Below are 19,662 nucleotides of genomic sequence, written 5' to 3'. Positions count from 1 at the left end.
GAGTCGCAACGCCAAAAAAATAGCTCACACTGTCAGAATCAGCGTAAATTTCCAATCAAAGGTGTATTTTATGCGGTTACGCTCAATGCAGTTAATTATTATAGCTGGACTAATCGGGTTACTTTCCTGGGTATGGACACCCACAGCTTTAGCTTTAACACAGATTAAATTATTTGATATTTCCTACCACGATTGTCCCTTAGAACTAGCAACGGGAACAGTGGGTAGTAGTGGTTCAAATTCTGCTGCTTGCTTTATAGTCACAGGCAAGGCGGAAAACAGCACATATAAAACTGTATATGATGCAGATATTTTTGGGCGCATATATGATGCTAACGGCGACTCAACCTTACAAAATCGCACCCGGTTGGGTTTAATAGCGGAAGTTCCCCCCGGAGTTAGTGATTTTGAATTCAGAATTACTGTCCCCAGTAATCAGCCCTTACCATTGCAACTTAAACAGTTTAAAGCTTCTGGTTTCAGCGGACGAGTCAGAAGATGATGTAGAGACGTTCCGAGGAACGTCCTTACATGAAAAATCGTAATTTGGGGCTTAAAACCCTTGTACTAAGGTAGCGCGAGCTAAACTATCCAGTACACTACCAACTATGTTCAAAGCTACAAATGCCAGGACAGGGGAGAAATCCATCCCACCCAAAGGGGGAATTATAGAGCGAAACAAATTTAAATAGGGATCACTAATTTGGCTTAAAGCTGCAAATGGTTGATTAGACCAGTCAACAGAGGGAAACCAAGTTAATAAAACCCGAATCAGTAGCAAATAGCTGTAAAGGGAGACAAAGGTGGCTAGGGTTGTAATTAGTAAATTCATGGATGGGTAACTTTCCTGTTAAATGTCAAACATAGATTCATCATTGATTTTAATTTAGCTCATGTCATATTGTGTGGCTAGTCAATATAACGAAGGAAAGGCTGAAGATGGCTCATTCATTTTCAACAGATGAGTTGCTATTGACATTTCCCAACTGCTTCCGCACATCATCAATTGTGGCATTGAGTTGGGCAATTTTATCTTCAAGCGATCGCCTTGTTGCTTCTATTTCCACATTCTCATTAACTGAGGCTCTCATTTGCCGTCTTTTAGCTCCCGTCTGGCTATCATTTTCACCACCAGTTAAGCCTTCATTCTCTTCATCTGTTAGTTTAGCATCTAAGCGCGAAGTAATCACCGCCCCTAAAACACCACCAACGACACCGCCAATCAATGAACCCAATAGCAACCCACTCGCAAAACCATCTTGCTGACTCATATTTTTACCACCTTCTAGAAAATAAGCAACCTTGACAATACTTCAGCTATTTTCCGTTCTTAGCTGTACGCCTAGTTTAAGTCCCAAAGATGCGATCGCCCGCATCACCTAATCCTGGGACAATATAACCCTGATCATTAAGCGTTTCGTCAATAGTAGCGGTGTAAACGATTAAGCCGGGATAGACAGCAGCCAATTTTTTCAAAGCTGGGGGGGAAACAACTACAGAAATAATCCGAATTAAGGCAGGATCAACGCCTCTTGCGGTCAATTCCGCCATTGCTGCCATTATAGAACCTCCAGTAGCTAACATCGGCTCGGTAATTAACACCCGTGTTTCGGGAGCAAATTTTTCTGGTAATTTGTTCAGATAACAAGTAGGTTCGAGAGTTTCTTCATTTCGTGCCAAGCCAAAATGGTAAATTGATGCTAAAGGTAGTACACCCTGCGCTCCCTCTAATAAGCCTAAACCAGCCCGCAAAATCGGCACAACCGCCACAGGTATGTGAGGATCAATAAAAGTGGCTGGGCAAGTAGCTAAGGGACTCTGGACAGTTGTTTCTTGGGTTGGCAACCACTCTCTGGCAGCTTCATAAGTTAGCCACCTACCTAACTCAGTGATAGCAGAACGAAATAATACTGATGGTGTAGCTACATCACGGGCAACTCCCAACCAGTGCTGAATTAGGGGATGGGGTGGAACATAAACACGCAGTTGTTGTTGCGTCATAACTAAAAATAGCCGACTTTATTAATTATCTTTTTACTGAAACATCATCATACTCCTTCCCAGCTTCGGCTGAAAGTCAATAATCAGTTATTAAGAAAAATTCTTATTAGTAGTTGACAACTATTCTCAATCAAGGTTATATTTATTCTCAAGTGTTCTCCTCTCTTGAAAGGATCGGCAGCGGGATTAGTCAGCAGCAGCAGGCTTTTCCCTCTTTTTTGTATAATGGCATAGGGAAAATAGAACAGAGAGTTATTACAAGTGATCAATCACGAATTATTTGATGTCATTATTATTGGTTCTGGTATTGGTGGTTTAGTCACAGCCACCCAATTAGCAGCGAAAGGGGCAAAAGTTATAGTCCTAGAAAGTTATCTAATTCCTGGTGGTAGTGCAGGTTATTTTCAAAGCCAAGGATACACCTTTGATGTGGGTGCATCCATGATTTTTGGCATGGGAAATAAAGGGACAACTAACCTACTAACAAAGGCTTTAGATGCAGTCAATGTCAACTTAGAAACCATTGCTGACCCTGTACAGATTCATTATCATTTACCTGATAATTTAGATTTGAAAGTTGATAGAGATTATGAAAAATTTATCCAAAGTCTGATTGCTTATTTTCCCCATGAAGCTAAAGGAATTCGGAGCTTTTATAATGAATGTCAAAGAGTTTTTAATTGTCTGAATAATATTGAATTATTATCATTAGAAGAACCTAAATATCTCCTGCGGGTATTTCTGCAAAATCCGTTAGCTTGTCTGGGTTTGGCTAAGTATTTACCCTTAAACGTGGGAGATGTAGCACGACGTTATATTCAAGATCCTCAGTTATTAAAGTTTATTGATATAGAGTGTTATTGCTGGTCAGTAGTTCCAGCGGCTATGACCCCCATGATTAATGCTGGCATGGTTTTTTCCGATAGACACTATGGCGGAGTTAATTATCCTCGGGGTGGAGTTGGTCAAATTGCCGAAAAATTGGTGACAGGTTTAGAACAATTTGGTGGTAAGATTCAATACAAGGCTAGAGTAACAAAAATCATTACAAAACAGGGAAAAGCTGTAGGTGTACAATTAGCGAATGGTCAAGTTTATCATGGTAAAAAAATAGTATCTAATGCTACTCGATGGGATACTTTTACAAAATTACTACCAGCAGAAAATATGCCAACTAATGAAAAAAATTGGCAACAACGATATGAAAAATCGCCCAGTTTTTTAAGTTTGCATATAGGCGTAAAAGCATCAGTTTTGCCAGTAGGAACAGAATGCCATCATATTTTATTAGCAGATTGGGAACAAATGACTGCACCAACAGGGACAATTTTTGTTTCTATTCCTACCTTACTTGACCCAGATTTAGCACCAACAGGATATCATATTATTCATGCTTTTACACCTGACTGGATGAGTAATTGGCAGGGACTTTCAGAAAGCGAGTATATAGCTAAAAAGGAAATAGCAGCGGGGCAAATTATTGACAGACTAGACGCAATTTTTCCTGGTTTAGATGCAGGGTTAGATTATTTAGAAATAGGCACTCCCCGCACCCACCGTCGCTTCTTAAATCGCATGGATGGTACTTATGGACCCATACCTAAACGCAAGTTGTGGGGGTTGTTAGGAATGCCTTTTAATCGCACTGCTATTCCTGATTTATATTGTGTAGGAGATAGTACATTCCCTGGACAAGGTTTGAATGCAGTCGCTTTTTCCGGGTTTGCTTGCGCTCACCGCATTGCGGTAGATTTGAAACTCAGAAAATAGATCCCTGACTTCTTAAAGAAGTCGGGAATCTGGTCTTTTGGTCTTTAGCGAAATAAATTTTTATGGGGAAAACTGACTTTTTTAGGTGAATATTCAGAACAATCCATGGCTGCTTCTGTGAGAACAGTATCCGGCTTGACGGCACATTTTAAATAATGGTTATTCGCAAAAAATTGACATTTTTTACAGGGGACTTTTTGTAAAACTTTGCTTTGTAAGCATACCTTATCATCAGTATTGGTGCGGATCTTATGAAAAAGTATCAGAAAAATAGCCCAAACAAAAATAAATCCCAGAGGTGCTAAAGATAGGGCTAAATCTGGTATTTCGATGTTATGATATTCGACTTGTACTTTTTCTTGTTGAATGGCACTTTGTGCAAGGGCAAAGTTGGTATTGTCAGCTATGAGTGTATTTTCCAATACCTGCTCTATATACATCTTATTTCCCTTAGTTATCTATAATGGTTCTTAATTGACAAAAGTGACATAACCAGGTTGTAATCCTCTCAAGATCAGGTCTGTTTTCATGATGACTGATGTTTGATTTGGGAGCGTTTAATTTAAGTCTCTGAGATGTCTGGGTAAAGCTAAATATTGATAGGTTTCCAATTATAGGTTTAGCAAAAGAAAAGCTTGGTTATCTCTGTCAATAGTTTTGATTTTTATGATGTAAATATATACCGAAAGTTATAGTTGTATATCTGAGTTCTATTGAACTGATTAAAAGTACGGAAGATGAGTATTGCTTAGATAATTTTATTCACTGAAATTAAAATAAGCCCACACTTAATTGGTAAAAAAGTTAGTGTGGACTTAATAATATTGAAGTTTAATTTTAAAAGTCACAGGGGAGTGATTAAGACAAGGCTGTTTTGCGAGACTTCCGTATTTGAGTCATGCCAAAAACTAACCCTACAACAAATAAGCCAGCAGTAGTAGTAGGTTCAGGTGTAGATTTGACGTTACCTTTCAGTGCAACTGCATCATTACCACAGTCTAAGAATATATTGGCAATGTAGTTACCATTGGCAATTAAATTTTTATCAAAGCTAAACCCAATGGTTTGAGTTCCTAGAGCATTAAAATATCCAAAATCTAATCCGGCTGCACTTAAATTCAGCGCACTTAACATAGATATATTACCTACCTTAGTACCTGAATTAATGGCGTTAAGTATAGGTGTATTGCTGGTGGTTGGATTATTAGCTACTGCACTTGGTTGATAGTAGTTATATACAGATTGTTGAGTTGAAAAATCTGTGCCTTGAGTATCAGTTCTATCATATCCACTATTGTAATACTGCTTTAAACTACCGTAACCATGATGAGATGCGGTGATACTTTTTGCATCTACTCCTGTATAAACTCCTGTGGCAATGCTGGTATTGTTATTATTGACAAATCTAACTGCAAACAGATCCTTATCGTTACTAGCAGTTTGGAAATCTTTGCCGGAGAAATTCAAAAATAAGTCACTCCAGCCGATATTAGTGCCACCGTCGTCCACTCCTGCTAAAGGCATACCACCAGTCAGAGCAACGTAAATTTGATCCCCAACTTGTTTTGTGGCTATACCTTTGATCTCATAGCTAGAGCCACCTGAGCCATCGCTAAAGGAGTCAATACCATAGTTCCAATCTTGATAAATTTGTCCTGCGTTTGCTTGTTGTCCAGCTACTGACAGGAGAGTAAGGGTAGCTGCTGTGGCACAAAGGAAAGTTTTTAAGGTAGACATTAAAAAAACCAGGTATCTTGGATAACAACAATATAAGTTAATTTCTATACTTCTTTTATAAAGAATAGATAAATTATTGTGTAATTAATGTAAATTTTCAAGTTGAAGATATTATACCTTTAATCCTACGTAATTGGAAAAAATCTGTTGTGACGATGGGTTACTTTAGTGATGAAATTACTTATGGTTGGCTTTGCAATTAAAAGCTTGTTTATGTACCAGGGACTTCCTCTTCAACGGGACGAATAATTACTGGTGGTGGTACGAGTTGTGGCTGAAAAATGCCTTGTAGTGCCTGTTCTAATGTATGTGCCATAATGATGCGATTTTCATAGGCTACAACTACTCTAACTAAAGTGGGTAAACTATTCTGTGTGGCTTCTAAATAAATTGGTTCAACATATAGTAAAGATTGCTCAATAGGAACTATTAAAAGATTACCTTGAATTACTCTAGAACCTTGCCGATTCCACAGGGAAATTTGTTGAGAAATAACTGGATCTTGATTAATTCTGGCTTCAATTTGTTCTTGTCCATAAATTAAGCGTTCTTTGGGAAAGTTATATAATATTAATTTTCCATAATTTTCGCCGTCAGAACGTGCTGCTAACCAAGCAATTAAATTTGTGCGTTGTTTTGGTGTATAGGGAAGTAAGAGAATAAATTCTTCAAAGGGGACATTGGGGAGACTGGTAATTAAATAGTAAGGTTCAACTTTCCGGGTTTCGTTTCCATAGATTTCATTGGGAATTTGCCATTGATCTTCCCGGTTATAAAACACTTGGGGATCTGTCATATGGTAGATCATTAAGCGTTCAGATTGAATTTTGAAATAATCTACTGGATAGCGGAGATGACTGCGGAGATTAAGCGGTAAATCTTCCAGGGGTTGGAACATTTTCGGAAATATTTTGGACCAAGCGGTAATGATTGGATCTAAGGGATCTGCAATGTAAAATCTGACTGTGCCGTTGTAAGCATCAATGACAATTTTCACAGAGTTACGGATATAGTTAATACCGTCTTTGCCTGTATCTGAATAGGGATAGCGATCACTTGTTGTGTAAGCATCTACTATCCAATAAAGATAATTTTCTTTGTCTGAAAATTGTTGATTTTGATTGTCTGTATAGGCATCAGCAGCAACTAAATAAGGGTCACTATCAAATTTTAGAAAGGGGGCAATAGTGCGAATACGTTCGTTAATATTTCGGCGAAATAATACTTTAGTTTCTGGTAAAAAATCCCTTGTAAATACCATTCTCCAGTCTTTTAAATATATAGAAAATAGCCATTTTTTCCATAGAGATTTGATATTAATTCCACCTAATCCATCATAGGTATTATAAACATTATCACTGCCACTAGGATAGTCTAATTCTCTAACTTTTGTCCCGGTCATGATGTGAGTATTACTAATTTCTCCATAATAAATTCGTGGTTGTCCGATGGGAATAGTTTCCCGGATATCTAAACTAGAAGTATTTAAGACGCTACCATTTTGACTAATATCCTTGATGAAATATTCTGGTAATCCACCCGCAGCAACGGTATTAACTGGACTCATGGTAAAGCCATAACCATGAGTATAAATCATATTTTTGTTTATCCATGTTTGTGCTTGGGGAGGAACATCTTGATAATTTAATTCCCTAGCGGCAATTAGTACCTGTTGTTTTTCTTGATTACCCTGATTTTTTATTAAATATCTATCAATATCAGCATCAGGAAATTTATAATAAGGGCGAATTTGTTGTAATTGACGGTTAGTTTTTAATAATGGTTCTTGATCCCAAAGCCGAATATTCCGAATTGTCAAATCATTGGCTTTAATATCTGCTTCTGTGAGTTTTCCTGTGGGGTTAAAAATTTGAGAATCAATGACATCTAAATTAAAAGCTTGACGAGTTAGGGCAATATTTCGGGTGATATAAGGTTGTTCTCTTTGTAATTCATTTGGTTCAACAATTAAGTTTTGTACTGCTACAGGTAGAATAAAATTACCTATAAATATAAAAGTTACAAAAATAGCTAAACTAAATTTTATCCGCCGATAATTTGATGATTTTGGCTGCCAAAATGCGGTTAACCATAATAAATAAATGGCTATAGCTACTGATAGAATACATAATCCTGTATCTGCTGGTAATTGTGCTTTAACATCGGTATAACTAGCACCATAACTCACTCCACGGACAGAGTAAAGAAGTTGATAACGACTTAGCCCATAGGTTAAAGATACTACCAACATTAAGCAGCCCATTAAACCAGACAAATGGCGCATTTGTGAGGAAGAAAATCCTGGAAAGATGGCTTGACTCAGACTATTTCCTGATAATAAATAGGTGAGAGTAACGCTAATAAATCCATATAAACATAATCCTATTAACCAAAATTCTAAAAGTTCCCATAGAGGCAGGGAGAAAATATAAAAACTAATATCTTTGCCAAATAATGGTTCAGAATTATGAAAGGAAGTAGTGTGAAAAGACAAGAGAATTTTTGACCAAAATTGAGATAGCATCCACCCAAAATTCAGGCTAAAAATTATTGCAATTACTCTGAGCAAAAATGTGGGATAAATTAATATGCTAATAGACAATCCCCCCACTAATCCCCAATACCAATTTTGAGCAATAATCTTTTTTCCCAATTGCAAAATTATCTCTGATCGAAATAGCAATGGTACAGATAAATTGGACTGATTACCTTTATTTAGCCAGTATGAGAGGGTAATTTCTCCATATTGTGCTAACATTATACACAGTAACAAACTTAATCCTAATATTAAAGGTAAAAGCCATTTTAATTTGATTTTGCTGGTGTAATTATGCCATTTAAAAGTTTGATTAATTCTGTCATGCTGGGGACTAAGAAAAGTGGTTAATCTGCGACTTAGTTTGATTTCTCTCTCGGACGTGGAATCAGCAGACTGGGGATATTTCAGCTTTTGGGCTAAAGTCAGATTTCCCAATAGATAAACAGCACTCAAACTTACAATAACTAGCCATAAACTACCCTGCGTTAATAATCTCACTAGAAATACTTCTATGTAACCAACTTCCTGAAACCAAAAAAATTCTGCACCTAGATATGTTGCTATATCTAAGAATAGCCACAGTCCAAGAACTAATAGTAATATTCGTAACCACTGTTTCCAAAACATAATTTTAATGCTTGTTAATATCAATTTGTGATTATACTAATCCTATTTACAGAAATAGGGAATAGCTAATCAGGAGTAACTATGAATTACTAACTATCTAACTCAACCCAGTAAATCGTAATTGACTTGAAGATACTTTTGGCTGAAAAATCTTATATGTATCATTTTTATGATTATTTGGTATAAGATAAATCTAGATGCTGATTTAATTAGCACTTAGGCTGCATTTCGTTAATTGTGTAAATGATTTATTAAAAATCAGTAATTATGCTTACTAGTGTTGATCGGTTATTGTTTGTTCGACAAGTCCCCATTTTTAAAGAATTGCGGGATGATTTCATTGTTAGACTCGCTTCTGTAATGAATGAGTTATCCTATCCATCTAATTATACAATCTTTCAGCAAGGACAAGAAGGGCGATCGCTTTATATACTGGTATCAGGTCGCGTTAAAGTCCATATTGGTGATACTAAGTTGGCAGAAGTTGAAAAGGGAAATTACTTCGGTGAAATGGCAGTATTTGATACTCAACCTCGTTCCGCTGCTATCACTACTTTAGAATCTTGTGAATGTTTGGAACTTACCCAAGAACAACTTTATGATGCTATTGAGGAAACTCCAGAAATTGCGGTGAATATTATTCGTGAATTATCTCGTTTAATTCGGAAACTGAATGAAAATATTAGTTAGTTGTCAGTTGTTAGTTTATTTTTTAGACATTCTTGAATAAATCTTTGGGGAATTTCGCTACTTTCTCCCCAATGTTGATGAATATAGGAAGCGTGAACATTAGGTAAATACCAACCTTCAAAACCTGTATTTTCATCACAATCATAGCGATAGGTATTAAATAATGGTTGTGGAGAATTAGTGATTAAATGAGAACGATGAAATTCATGGCCAAAAATATTTTTATTGCTATCAACTAAAAAGGTATTTTCTAAAACTACTGCACGACGATATCCTAAAGTTAATCTTTTATCCATTTGTGCATGAGTGGGTAATATTCCCACCATTGGCCAAGAGTTACCGTCAAAGTCAATAATTTGCTCACATAAATACATTAGTCCCCCACATTCAGCAATTGTGGGTATTCCTGCTGAAATCGCGTTTTTGACTGCTTGAATTAAGCTAATATTTGCAGATAATTGTGGTGCAAATACTTCGGGAAAACCACCACCAAAATACATTCCTTGGATATCTTTTGGTAATTGATCATCATTTAATGGACTCCAAAATACTAATTCTGCTCCTAATTGTTCTAGTAAATCTAAGTTATCTTGATAGTAAAAATTAAAGGCTTGATCTCGCGCTACGGCAATTTTTACTGAGCAATTGGGAGTTGGGAATTGGGAATGGGAAATTGGGGAAGATGGTGATTTTAAAAGTGGTAAAAGTTGATCCCAATCAAAGTAAACATCACCTATATCTGCTAACCGATTAACTATTTGATCTAATTCTGCTAATTCTGCTGTGGGAATTAAGCCCAGATGACGGTCAGGAATGGTAATATTATCTTGTCGTCGTAAGACACCGAGTATGGGCAATTGTAGAGGGGCAAGGGAGGCTTTTAATAATGACAAATGGCGATCACTTCCGACTCGATTTAAGACTAAACCAGCAACTTTAATTCTACTATCTAAAGAACAATAACCGTGAGCAATTGCAGCTACTGAACCGGATAAACGACTACAATCAATTACCAATATAATCGGTATATCTAATAATCTGGCAACGTGGGCTGTACTCGCAAAATCTGTTTTGCCGTTTGTATTTGACAATTGGCCAATACCATCAAATAAACCCATTACCCCCTCAACTAAAGTATATTCAGACTGGGGAGAATGGTGGTTAAAACATTTCTGCACATAACTTTCTGAAGTTAATACAGTATCTAAATTTCGACAGGGAAGACCAGTCACATATTGATGAAACATGGGATCAATATAATCTGGCCCAACTTTAAAAGATTGCACTTTCACACCACGACGACGTAAAGATGCTAATAGGGTAAGTGTAACTGTTGTTTTCCCGACTCCGCTCCGTTCTCCAGCAATAATTATAGACATAGATAAACAATTAAAAATTCAAAATTAACAATTAAAAACTAAGATTATAAGTAGGTGGGCGTGAGATCACCAAAATGTGTGAAGAAAAGTAAATATTCCTGAAACCCTTTTTCCCCCTGCCCCCTGCCTTGCCCCAACGACTATTTTTAACGCCAACCTACTTATCCTTCCCGTTGTCTTGATTCAATTTCCGTAGGAGAAATCATACTATTGATTTTTTCAATATCTGTCATCATCATAATAATGCCTTGGACTGTTTCATTCATTAGGGGACTACAGGCAATATAACATTGGATGTTTTTACCACGACGATTAGTGACATTAAGAAGTATTTCCTGGAATTTCTTCTTACCAGATATAATATCACGAATGGGATTCCGCAATTGTTCTACAGGTAAACCGATATCCAAACTAAACCAGGATTTATGAACTACTTCGTCACTGCGTAAACCCCACATATCTTCAACTGTATGATTCCAAATTAAAATATTAAAATTATTATCTAAGACTACCATTCCCATTTGCAGAGAGCCTAAAATAGAAGCAAGAAAAATATTACTTTGGTCAAGTTCACAGGTGCGATCACTTAGTTCATGATTAATTGTTTGTAACTCTTCATTAGCAGATTGGAGTTCTTCATTCATTGTCTCCATTTCTTGATTTGTTGATTGGAGTTCTTCATTGGTTGTTTCTAATTCTTCATTTGTTGATTGGAGTTCTTCATTGGTTGTTTCTAATTCTTCATTGGTAGATTGTAATTCTTCATTGGTTGTTTCTAACTCCTGTCGAGAACGTTGTAATGCTGTCTGAAGTTTCAGATAACGGGTGACATCATTAAAGGAAATTGTCACACCAAGAATAGTTTGGTCAGAATGTTGTAAAGGAATAATCCGCACATCTAAATGTTGAATTTCCGCATTAGGTTGATAACGTTCAACATTTGTGAGTGTAATCGGATGGCGTTCATTATACACCTGTTCAATTAATGATCGCAATTCTACAGGTCTATAGGATAATTCTAAATCCTGAAAGGGGCGGTTTAAATCTCTAATTGTTAAACCAAATAAATTCCGCGCTTGTTCATTAATCATGATTAATATTCCGTGATTATCAATCACAACTTGGGCGCTAGATGCTGTATCAAAAGCCAATTCCCTAATTTGTATTTCTTCAGCAGAAAAATGATTAGCTGTTTCTTGATTTTGTAAATTTGTCATAACTAGTTGCCGATTGCGGATGTTTGTCAAAGAGACTTTCGCAAATACACGATCTTTTAAATGTATAGGTATAAATAAATTAGAGTGCATGACTAACATCTCTGCTTTCCCTAAAAACAGATAGCCATGATCATTAAGAGCAAAATGAAAACGATTGATAATCTTTCCTTGGGTTTCCGAATTAAAATACATTAAGGTATTGCGACAAACCAATAGATCTAACCGAGAAATTGGTGCATCTTGAAGTAAATCATGACGACCAAAAATCACACAACGACGCAAATCTTGGCGAAAAACATAATTTTTATTCACTAAATCAAAATATTTATCGCGTAGTTTTAAGGGGACTTCATTAATATTTTTGGCTGAATAACTAGCTTGACGAGCTTGGATGAGAGCTTCTTCATCTACATCTGTCGCATAGATTTTTACCCGACGACGAAACTCTTCTATTCCCAATATTTCTGCTATCAACATTGATAAAGTATAAGCCTCTTGTCCAGAAGCACAACCAGCACTCCAGACCCGAATCATTTCATCTTTTTGTTTATTTTTGATGATATTAGGGATAACTTCTTTGGCTAAATATTCCCAAGCTGAACTATCTCTAAAAAAAGCAGTCACGTTAATTAAAATAGTATTAAATAAATCTTTAAACTCATCTGGATGAACTTCTAAATAATCCTGATAATTTGCAAAAGTATCTATATTTAAAGTCTCCATTTCTTTAATAACACGACGCATTAAGGTTGAACGTTTGTAACCTGTGAAATCAAAACCTCGGTTGATTTTCAAATATTGCAGGAGATTTTCAAAGTCAATGTCTTTATGTGGAGTATTCATAGAATCAGTTAGCATTTTGCAAGAAATAGAGACACTATATAGGGCTTGCTGAAAAAGTTATCTGTGAGGGCTAGGAGTCAGGAGTCAGGAGTCAGGAGTCAGAATTAGAAGAAGAGAAGAATAGTCTTGAATTTGGTCAAGTGATAGGGTTTTGGTAATTTCAACGCTTATTCCTTGCACTTGTTTCACCTTTTTTACCTTCCAACTCTTGATATATCTCAGTTCTAGATTTATTCCGCAGACACTATATAAGAATTGTCAATGATATTGGAAAAATTTTCAGTAGGGTGGGCATTGCCCACCAAAACTCGCTAACTATCGGTAATGCCCACTCTACCTATACTTCAAAAATAAAATATCAGTCCTATAAATAATTTAACGATTGTAGACTAAATTAAAATCTATGCAGATCCGGTCTATTAATAACACACTTAAGTATGTGCTTAAAGCCTTAAATTTGCAAAACCATTTTTTATATATAGTCGGTTTTTCATAATAACCTAAATTAGTGATATATTATTACGAACTACCATGCGGCATGACTAAAGTTATCAAAGCTGAAGAAATTTCTGCCAACGGGAGGACAAAATCCACATTCCCAGTCTTAATGGCTGCGGACGGCATTCCCGGAAATTCAGCACTCTTGTTATCTTGAACAATTACCGTCCCACCCATTTTTTGAATTGCTTCTACACCCATTGCCCCATCACTGCCAGTTCCTGTTAGCACAACAGCGATCGCTCTTTCTTTATAACTTCCAGCCACAGATTCAAACAATAAATCAGCCGAAGGACGGAGAAAATGCACCATTTCCGACTGAGATAAAGAAGCTGTACCATCACTATTTACCAACAAATGATTATTAGGAGGAGCAATATAAACAGTCCCTGGAATGAGTTCATCTCCTTCCTTTGCCTGTAATACTTTCAGTGGAGTTCGACGACTGAGAATTTCTGCCATGAGGGATGGATGACGAGGGTCTAAATGTTGAACAACAACAATTGCTGCTTTGAAATCTGCGGGTAAATTTGCCAGCACCTCAATTAAAGCCGTTAACCCCCCGGCAGAAGCGGCTAAAGCCACAATATCAAAATTAGGCAGATTTGACATATTCATCCTAAAGATCATAGTTTCTCCAGCCTTCAAGATATCAAAATTTTCAATTCATTCCCTGTACCTATAGACATATCGAAGAGGAGTCAGAAAGAAGAAAAAAGAAGGAGAAAAGACCATATTAATCTTCTGCTTCTAAAGATTTTTTCGCTGCTAACAATTGCTGTTTAGATTCATCACTAATTTGAGGATATTGCAAATTCAACTCCTGTAATTTTGTGCAAATAATATCCGCTACCACCAACCGTGTAAACCATTTACGATCAGCAGGAACAATATACCAAGGTGCAAATTCTGTACTTGTATGGTTAAAAACTTGCTCATAGGCATCCATATAGTCATTCCAAAAACCCCTTTCTCGGATATCACTAGCAGAAAATTTCCAATGTTTTTCTGGTGAATCAATCCGTGCTAAAAACCGCTTTCTTTGCACCGATTTTGAGACATTTAGAAAAAACTTGAGGACAATCACCCCATTATTGACTAAGTATTTTTCAAAATTATTAATTTCCTCAAAACGCTGTTTCCATATCTGATTACCTTGAGAAAAATTGGGCAATTGTTGTTTTTTAAGAATTTCTGGATGGACACGGACTATGAGTAATTCCTCATAATATGAACGATTGAAAATACCAATTCTGCCCCTTTCCGGGAGAGACTTCATCGAACGCCATAAATAATCATGATCTAACTCTTCCTCACTAGGAGATTTAAAACTAAATACCTGACATCCTTGGGGATTCACCCCCGACATCACGTGTTTAATGGTGCTATCCTTACCAGCAGCATCCATAGCTTGAAAAATAATTAACAAAGAATAACTATTTTGAGCATAGAGAACATCTTGATATTTCGATAATTGTAAAATACCTGTTTTTAATTTTTTCACCGCATCAGTTTTCGGGTGAAACTCACATCTATAACTTGGGTTATAGTCCTTTATCAAAGAAATTTGATCACCTGGTTTAACAAGATAAGGATCATGATTCATATAAAAAATTAGCACTCCTAAAAAAATTTAATTTAGCCTCTTTTCTCCTTGTCCTCTGTGCCTCTGTGGTTAGATAAAAATACCTTCTAACCGCAGAGAGACAGAGTGAAAACTTATTTCTAAGAAACAGAAGATTGCAACTTTGTTAACTTTGCTAAAACTTCTGTACTGTGAATACTAGGATTAACACCAACAAAAGTTGCGCGTAAAATCCCTTGAGGATCAATAATAAAACTATGGCGCATAGAGACAACACCTATCCAAGAACCATAAGCCTTACTAACATCACCCTTAATATCAGCTAACAAAGGAAATTTTAACCCTTCTGAGTCACAAAATTCTGCATGAGAATCAATATCATCAGCACTGACACCAATAATTTCAGTATTTTTCTCAATGTACTTAGGTAGATCTTGCTGAAACCGTCTGGCTTCAATAGTACAACCAGAAGTAAAGTCTTTCGGGTAAAAATAAAGAACTACCCATTTACCCCGAAAATCAGCCAGGGAAACCTTACCATTACCCGTATTAGTTGGTAAAGTAAACATCGGTGCAGGTTGATTAATTGTCGGTAATTTACCACCTAAAGCTTGAGCATGGGGGGTAAAATTTAACCAACTGATAACAGCCAAACAAGTGGCAAATAAAATGCTAATAAAAGGGCGACGGGAAACCATTTTCAAAAACCCAAAAAATAACTTAATATAAGTTTACATTTTTGTTGGCCGCTATTTTCAATCTGACTGAGGTGCGGGTGGTTTTTCGATACTTTCAATGTATTGGCTATCTATGAGAAAAGCACCTCTAGTAAAGCGGACACCCCAATAACCACCGGGGCGACGGTCAAGAACTATACCCTCTTCACCAATATGAATGACATCAGCAGGACGTAACATAGGCATTGGTTCAGCGGTTTTCACATAGGGTGGTAATGCTACCACACGGACTTTACTACCAATTGGGAATTCTGAGGACATTTTGCAACAGGTTGTAATTTTGAATAAAGGCAAATATCAAGCTTATTTTACTCCTAAATTCTGAATTATGCTTTAATTACAGTGGCTTTTTTAGATCAAATTTGATAACTATGAAAACTAGATTTCTAAATTATTCCCTTGCAGTATTGGTTTTATGTGGTGGATACATAACTACTCAACCTGTATCAGCTAACCAACCGGTCAAAGTAGCTCAATCTATCTGGAAGTTATTTTCTGCTCCTGACGGTAGTTTTCGGATTTTAATGCCAGGTAAACCAGAGGAAGCCAAACAAACAGTAAATGCGAAATCTGGAAACATCGAATTAAATATGTTTACAGTTGAACGCCAACAAGAGGAAGTTAAATATGCCGTGGGCTATGTTGATTATTCATCTGAATATATTGAATTATTAAATCGCAATAATCTTGTGGAAAAAGCTTTAGACAATGGCCGCGATAGTGTGGTAAAAAAAGCGAAAGGAACTTTGATTAGTGAACAAAAAATTACTTTAGGTAGTTATTCTGGCAGGGAAATTAACTATAGCAAACCTGGAGAAAAAATTGTCAAACAAAGAATATATTTGGTTGATAAACGATTATATCAAATAAGTGTGGAAACTACCAAAAAAAGACAGAAGTTTTTAACTAAGAGTATCGAAGGATTTTTAAGTTCTTTTAATGTATCTTCCAAGTAAAAAAGATGTAGAGACGTTTTATGAAACGTCTCTATAATTTCTTCCTTCTTCCTTCTTCCTTCTTTCTTCCTTCTGACTCCTGACTCCTTAAATATTAATACTGTTGGGAATACGAGAAGGTAACAGATAGGGATATTCGACACCGCTATCTATAAAGCGTTGTTGGTTACGTCCTTTAATTGTTGCTTCAATTAATGATAAATCATTCTGAAATTGAGTAAGGATTTGATAATCACTTTTTTGAGCAAATTGAATTAAATCAGCACTTCCTAAATTACCCCAATTAATCCCACTCAAAGCCGAAGTTAATTGCATTTGCAGTAAATCTTGATCAGTTGGGGGTAAAAATTCCTCTAAACTTGCTGGTGTTTCTGGACGGCTATAATTAGCAAAAGGTGCATTGGGAACATAAGTCAAATAATCAAACTGACTAAAATTCATCGCTGCGTGTTGGGGACCACAGGTAAAAATGGTAATAGTGGCAATATCTATTAATTGTTGCAAACTACCAATTTTAGTAAAACCAGGAATCCGTGGATAAGCAGGTAATTCTTGGGGTTCAATTCCTGATTCTGCAACTAATTCCTTGGGTAGCCATGCAGGAACTTGGGGAAAATCTGATTTGGGGCGAGTATTTAAAGGTGCGGCTAATTCTTCAGCCCAAGCTTGTAAATAGGGATCTTGTTGTACAGCTTTGTCATCTGGATAGTAACGTTGGAGAAAACGAGTTGTATATTTAGCGATCGCTTCCCATAATAACAAAGCATCGTCACGATAGGGAAAATCTGGTAAAAACTTCGGTTCAATTCCCCGTAATTCAATATCATTCAACAAAGAATAATACCAAAAAGACTTTTCTCGATAAGCCTTACTCATCAACCTTTTAGAAGTTTGTAAAGTTGGAGCAATCAGATGATCAATTGCTGATAATATACTATTTTCTCGGTTATTAATCGCAATTAAAAATTGAAAATGGGGAGAAAGTAATTGATAAACCGGATGATTATATGGTAACTGTCTGGGAGTAGCAATAGCTAAAGCTTCCATTGCTAAATGAGTATAAGTTCCATGAGCAATTAATTGATGATGAGTAGCATCAGCAGTTTGCACATATAACTTTGCTCGCATCCAATCATCAGCCGCACCTCCACTAATTGCTGGAGTAACAACCCTACCTTTTTCAACTTCAATTAATACAGGTTCTAGTCCTTTATCAGTGCGGTAAAATAAAGCTGTGGGGCTACCAACATATTTCCCCGGTTGTAAATCAGTAACTTGTAAATCTTTTAGTAATGGATAATCAGCAACAAATAAACGGTTTTCACCAGCGGCTTTAATTAAATCAATATTCCCATTATTTGCTAATTTATAAAGCTGAGTTGCCAAAGATTGAATTAAACCTTGATCTGTGGCTTGTACTCGTCTGATTACCGTCGGGTTAGCACCAGCTAATCTTTGTCGAGCAAATTCATGATCACTTAATCCTCCATCTCGTTCATGAATTACACTCATTACGGGAGGATTCGTGCCATCAACTTTAGTGAAAGCCGCAAAAAATAACTTTCTTTGTTCTTCATTTTGTTGACGAACAGGTAAATTTTTATCTAACTTAGAAATTGCTATTTTTGCCGCACAAAACCTTTTTAGTAACTTCTTTCTTTCCTGAATATAACTACTATTAAACTGTTCATTAGGTGGTAAATCAAAATTAAACCATCCCGACTGAAACACCTCACAATCTACCAACAAAGTCGCTATATTTAGCCAATCTTCCTCCAACTTACTAACTTTCTTTTCTAACTCCGTTAACAACAAACTCCAAGGAGCAGATAATTTCCCTTGTGCTAATAAATTGTGAGATAATTTAGTTAAAATATAGCGTATTGTCCCATCTTCCCCCGTATAGGGAAATAAACGCGCAGCCCCTTTCTGCTCCAAACCGCTGGGATGATAGCGATAATAACCTCGTTGTTCACTTAAAGATGGCTGTTTTGTCATAATAGATAGAATGAGTTAGGGTATAAATCAATTATTTGCGGTATAAAACCACATCTGATTGTAGACTACTAATACCAATTTTATGTTACGTGATTTTAAAAATCGAACTGAATTAGTCACATATCTCCGGGAACAGTTTCCCGAAGCCGCAGCCCAAGATGATCAGATTAGCGATATTCTAGGAGGAAGAAAAGCAGCACAGCAAGCACTAGAGAAAATTGATCCTATAGCTTACGCAAAAACACGCAACTTCTTAACTGGTGACGTTACTAAATTATCACCTTATATCCGTCATGGTGTCTTGAGTTTGCGGGAAATTCGAGAATACATACTTGAACGAGTTGAAAATTCTGATGATGCTAATAAACTAATTAACGAGTTAGCTTGGCGCGATTACTGGCAAAGATTATATGTCAAACTAGGAAATGGGATTTGGCAAAATCAGGAAGAATCCAAAACCGGTTATAAATCCACAGACTACGCAGCCCAACTACCCGAAGATATTACAACGGGAACGACAGGGTTAGTTTGCATTGACAGCTTCAGTCAGGAATTACGAGCAAGAGGCTACCTCCACAACCATATCAGAATGTGGTTAGCAGCTTATATTATCCATTGGCGACGGATTCAATGGCAAGCCGGCGCAAAATGGTTTCTGCAACATTTACTCGACGGTGATCCAGCAAGTAACAATATGTCATGGCAATGGGTAGCGAGTACATTTAGTCATAAACCCTATTTTTTCAACCGCGAGAATTTAGAACGTTACAGCAAAGGTGTTTATTGTCGTCAATGTCCCCATTTCGGTAAATGTGACTTTGAAGGAAGTTATGAACAAATAGAACAGCGACTTTTCCCCCAAGCAGAGTTTAGCAAACAACCCAATAGTCAAAGTTGGCAAAAAGGCAATAAACGCAAATAAGCACTTTCTTTTCACCTCTTCCTTTTCACCTATTTGTTAATAAATGTAAAGAACAGATTCCATCTCCAAAATCAAATGATATATTGAATCCATAGGACACTAAGTCGATAAGAAACCGACTAAAAGAAAGGGCAAGTGATATTGTGTCCCCTGTCATCAGCCC

Annotated in this window: 18 protein-coding genes; 5 read left to right on the top strand and 13 right to left on the bottom strand. The window is 36.6% G+C overall.

Features of this window, described 5'->3' with window-relative positions; translation table 11 throughout:
- Nucleotides 1-70: 70 nt before the first annotated feature.
- The gene (locus FJR11_RS16115) at nt 71-502 is read left to right on the top strand and encodes a hypothetical protein (RefSeq protein ID WP_168505407.1); all 432 of its coding nucleotides are present in this window, start codon (nt 71-73) and stop codon (nt 500-502) included.
- A gap of 51 nt (nt 503-553) precedes the next feature.
- Here the strand turns inward: FJR11_RS16115 and FJR11_RS16110 are convergent, their stop codons facing one another.
- The 3 genes from FJR11_RS16110 to upp form a co-directional block, all read right to left on the bottom strand.
- A complete protein-coding gene (locus FJR11_RS16110; RefSeq protein ID WP_168505405.1) occupies nt 554-832 on the bottom strand; it encodes a YggT family protein in 279 nt (92 codons plus the stop codon).
- Between the two features lie 112 nt (nt 833-944).
- Nucleotides 945-1,271, bottom strand: a complete 327-nt coding sequence (locus FJR11_RS16105) for a hypothetical protein (RefSeq protein ID WP_168505403.1) — start codon at nt 1,269-1,271, stop codon at nt 945-947.
- Nucleotides 1,272-1,347: 76 nt separating this feature from the next.
- Nucleotides 1,348-2,001, bottom strand: a complete 654-nt coding sequence (upp, locus tag FJR11_RS16100) for a uracil phosphoribosyltransferase (protein ID WP_168505401.1) — start codon at nt 1,999-2,001, stop codon at nt 1,348-1,350.
- Between the two features lie 264 nt (nt 2,002-2,265).
- Here upp and crtH point away from each other — a divergent pair, with 264 nt between their 5' ends.
- Entirely contained in the window at nt 2,266-3,771 is a 1,506-nt protein-coding gene (crtH, locus tag FJR11_RS16095) for a carotenoid isomerase (protein ID WP_168505593.1), read from the top strand.
- 44 nt (nt 3,772-3,815) lie between these two features.
- Here crtH and FJR11_RS16090 read toward each other — a convergent pair whose 3' ends face one another.
- From FJR11_RS16090 to FJR11_RS16080, 3 genes are all read right to left on the bottom strand, one after another.
- The gene (locus FJR11_RS16090; protein ID WP_168505399.1) at nt 3,816-4,211 is read right to left on the bottom strand and encodes a hypothetical protein; all 396 of its coding nucleotides are present in this window, start codon (nt 4,209-4,211) and stop codon (nt 3,816-3,818) included.
- A gap of 418 nt (nt 4,212-4,629) precedes the next feature.
- The gene (locus FJR11_RS16085; protein ID WP_168505397.1) at nt 4,630-5,508 is read right to left on the bottom strand and encodes an XDD3 family exosortase-dependent surface protein; all 879 of its coding nucleotides are present in this window, start codon (nt 5,506-5,508) and stop codon (nt 4,630-4,632) included.
- 211 nt (nt 5,509-5,719) lie between these two features.
- Nucleotides 5,720-8,674, bottom strand: a complete 2,955-nt coding sequence (locus tag FJR11_RS16080) for a UPF0182 family protein (RefSeq protein ID WP_168505395.1) — start codon at nt 8,672-8,674, stop codon at nt 5,720-5,722.
- A 267-nt stretch (nt 8,675-8,941) separates the two neighbouring features.
- On the opposite strand from FJR11_RS16080, the gene FJR11_RS16075 reads away from it, so the two are divergent.
- Nucleotides 8,942-9,364: a cyclic nucleotide-binding domain-containing protein gene (locus FJR11_RS16075; protein ID WP_168505393.1), complete on the top strand. Its 423-nt coding sequence runs from the start codon at nt 8,942-8,944 to the stop codon at nt 9,362-9,364.
- Here FJR11_RS16075 and FJR11_RS16070 read toward each other — a convergent pair.
- The 6 genes from FJR11_RS16070 to sipA all read right to left on the bottom strand — a co-directional run bounded on the left by FJR11_RS16070 (nt 9,361) and on the right by sipA (nt 15,884).
- Nucleotides 9,361-10,743, bottom strand: coding sequence for a cobyrinate a,c-diamide synthase (locus FJR11_RS16070; protein WP_168505391.1), 1,383 nt, complete (start codon nt 10,741-10,743; stop codon nt 9,361-9,363). The two genes, FJR11_RS16075 and FJR11_RS16070, sit on opposite strands and share 4 nt — an antisense overlap.
- A 161-nt stretch (nt 10,744-10,904) precedes the next feature.
- Nucleotides 10,905-12,803 carry a CheR family methyltransferase gene (locus tag FJR11_RS16065; protein WP_168505389.1) on the bottom strand — a complete coding sequence of 633 codons (1,899 nt, stop codon included), beginning with the start codon at nt 12,801-12,803 and terminating at the stop codon, nt 10,905-10,907.
- 519 nt (nt 12,804-13,322) lie between these two features.
- On the bottom strand, nt 13,323-13,913 hold the full coding sequence (locus tag FJR11_RS16060) for a chemotaxis protein CheB (protein ID WP_254444762.1): 591 nt from the start codon (nt 13,911-13,913) through the stop codon (nt 13,323-13,325).
- Between the two features lie 124 nt (nt 13,914-14,037).
- Nucleotides 14,038-14,907: a polyphosphate kinase 2 family protein gene (locus tag FJR11_RS16055; protein WP_168505385.1), complete on the bottom strand. Its 870-nt coding sequence runs from the start codon at nt 14,905-14,907 to the stop codon at nt 14,038-14,040.
- A gap of 119 nt (nt 14,908-15,026) precedes the next feature.
- A complete protein-coding gene (locus FJR11_RS16050) occupies nt 15,027-15,584 on the bottom strand; it encodes a peroxiredoxin (RefSeq protein ID WP_168505383.1) in 558 nt (185 codons plus the stop codon).
- Between the two features lie 57 nt (nt 15,585-15,641).
- Nucleotides 15,642-15,884, bottom strand: a complete 243-nt coding sequence (gene sipA / locus FJR11_RS16045; RefSeq protein WP_168505382.1) for a regulatory protein SipA — start codon at nt 15,882-15,884, stop codon at nt 15,642-15,644.
- Between the two features lie 110 nt (nt 15,885-15,994).
- On the opposite strand from sipA, the gene FJR11_RS16040 reads away from it, so the two are divergent.
- Nucleotides 15,995-16,579: a hypothetical protein gene (locus FJR11_RS16040; RefSeq protein WP_168505380.1), complete on the top strand. Its 585-nt coding sequence runs from the start codon at nt 15,995-15,997 to the stop codon at nt 16,577-16,579.
- Between the two features lie 87 nt (nt 16,580-16,666).
- Here the strand turns inward: FJR11_RS16040 and FJR11_RS16035 are convergent, their stop codons facing one another.
- A complete protein-coding gene (locus FJR11_RS16035) occupies nt 16,667-18,577 on the bottom strand; it encodes a lipoxygenase family protein (protein ID WP_168505378.1) in 1,911 nt (636 codons plus the stop codon).
- An 82-nt stretch (nt 18,578-18,659) separates the two neighbouring features.
- Here FJR11_RS16035 and FJR11_RS16030 point away from each other — a divergent pair, with 82 nt between their 5' ends.
- Complete coding sequence (locus FJR11_RS16030; RefSeq protein ID WP_168505376.1) at nt 18,660-19,499, top strand: FAD-binding domain-containing protein; 840 nt, start codon at nt 18,660-18,662, stop codon at nt 19,497-19,499.
- Nucleotides 19,500-19,662: the final 163 nt, after the last annotated feature.

The sequence above is a fragment of the Anabaena sp. UHCC 0187 genome, from assembly GCF_009712035.1.
GTDB lineage: Bacteria > Cyanobacteriota > Cyanobacteriia > Cyanobacteriales > Nostocaceae > Dolichospermum.
This window is presented reverse-complemented; position numbering and strand designations above follow the sequence as displayed.

Excerpts from the sequence above, each read along its gene's own strand:
- FJR11_RS16115 (WP_168505407.1), top strand. The coding sequence starts at position 71 with ATGCGGTTACGCTCAATGCAGTTAATTATTATAGCTGGACTAATCGGG.
- FJR11_RS16110 (WP_168505405.1), bottom strand. The coding sequence starts at position 832 with ATGAATTTACTAATTACAACCCTAGCCACCTTTGTCTCCCTTTACAGC.
- FJR11_RS16105 (WP_168505403.1), bottom strand. The coding sequence starts at position 1,271 with ATGAGTCAGCAAGATGGTTTTGCGAGTGGGTTGCTATTGGGTTCATTG.
- upp (WP_168505401.1), bottom strand. The coding sequence starts at position 2,001 with ATGACGCAACAACAACTGCGTGTTTATGTTCCACCCCATCCCCTAATT.
- FJR11_RS16090 (WP_168505399.1), bottom strand. The coding sequence starts at position 4,211 with ATGTATATAGAGCAGGTATTGGAAAATACACTCATAGCTGACAATACC.
- FJR11_RS16085 (WP_168505397.1), bottom strand. The coding sequence starts at position 5,508 with ATGTCTACCTTAAAAACTTTCCTTTGTGCCACAGCAGCTACCCTTACT.
- FJR11_RS16080 (WP_168505395.1), bottom strand. The coding sequence starts at position 8,674 with ATGTTTTGGAAACAGTGGTTACGAATATTACTATTAGTTCTTGGACTG.
- FJR11_RS16075 (WP_168505393.1), top strand. The coding sequence starts at position 8,942 with ATGCTTACTAGTGTTGATCGGTTATTGTTTGTTCGACAAGTCCCCATT.
- FJR11_RS16070 (WP_168505391.1), bottom strand. The coding sequence starts at position 10,743 with ATGTCTATAATTATTGCTGGAGAACGGAGCGGAGTCGGGAAAACAACA.
- FJR11_RS16065 (WP_168505389.1), bottom strand. The coding sequence starts at position 12,803 with ATGAATACTCCACATAAAGACATTGACTTTGAAAATCTCCTGCAATAT.
- FJR11_RS16060 (WP_254444762.1), bottom strand. The coding sequence starts at position 13,913 with ATGTCAAATCTGCCTAATTTTGATATTGTGGCTTTAGCCGCTTCTGCC.
- FJR11_RS16055 (WP_168505385.1), bottom strand. The coding sequence starts at position 14,907 with ATGAATCATGATCCTTATCTTGTTAAACCAGGTGATCAAATTTCTTTG.
- FJR11_RS16050 (WP_168505383.1), bottom strand. The coding sequence starts at position 15,584 with ATGGTTTCCCGTCGCCCTTTTATTAGCATTTTATTTGCCACTTGTTTG.
- sipA (WP_168505382.1), bottom strand. The coding sequence starts at position 15,884 with ATGTCCTCAGAATTCCCAATTGGTAGTAAAGTCCGTGTGGTAGCATTA.
- FJR11_RS16040 (WP_168505380.1), top strand. The coding sequence starts at position 15,995 with ATGAAAACTAGATTTCTAAATTATTCCCTTGCAGTATTGGTTTTATGT.
- FJR11_RS16035 (WP_168505378.1), bottom strand. The coding sequence starts at position 18,577 with ATGACAAAACAGCCATCTTTAAGTGAACAACGAGGTTATTATCGCTAT.
- FJR11_RS16030 (WP_168505376.1), top strand. The coding sequence starts at position 18,660 with ATGTTACGTGATTTTAAAAATCGAACTGAATTAGTCACATATCTCCGG.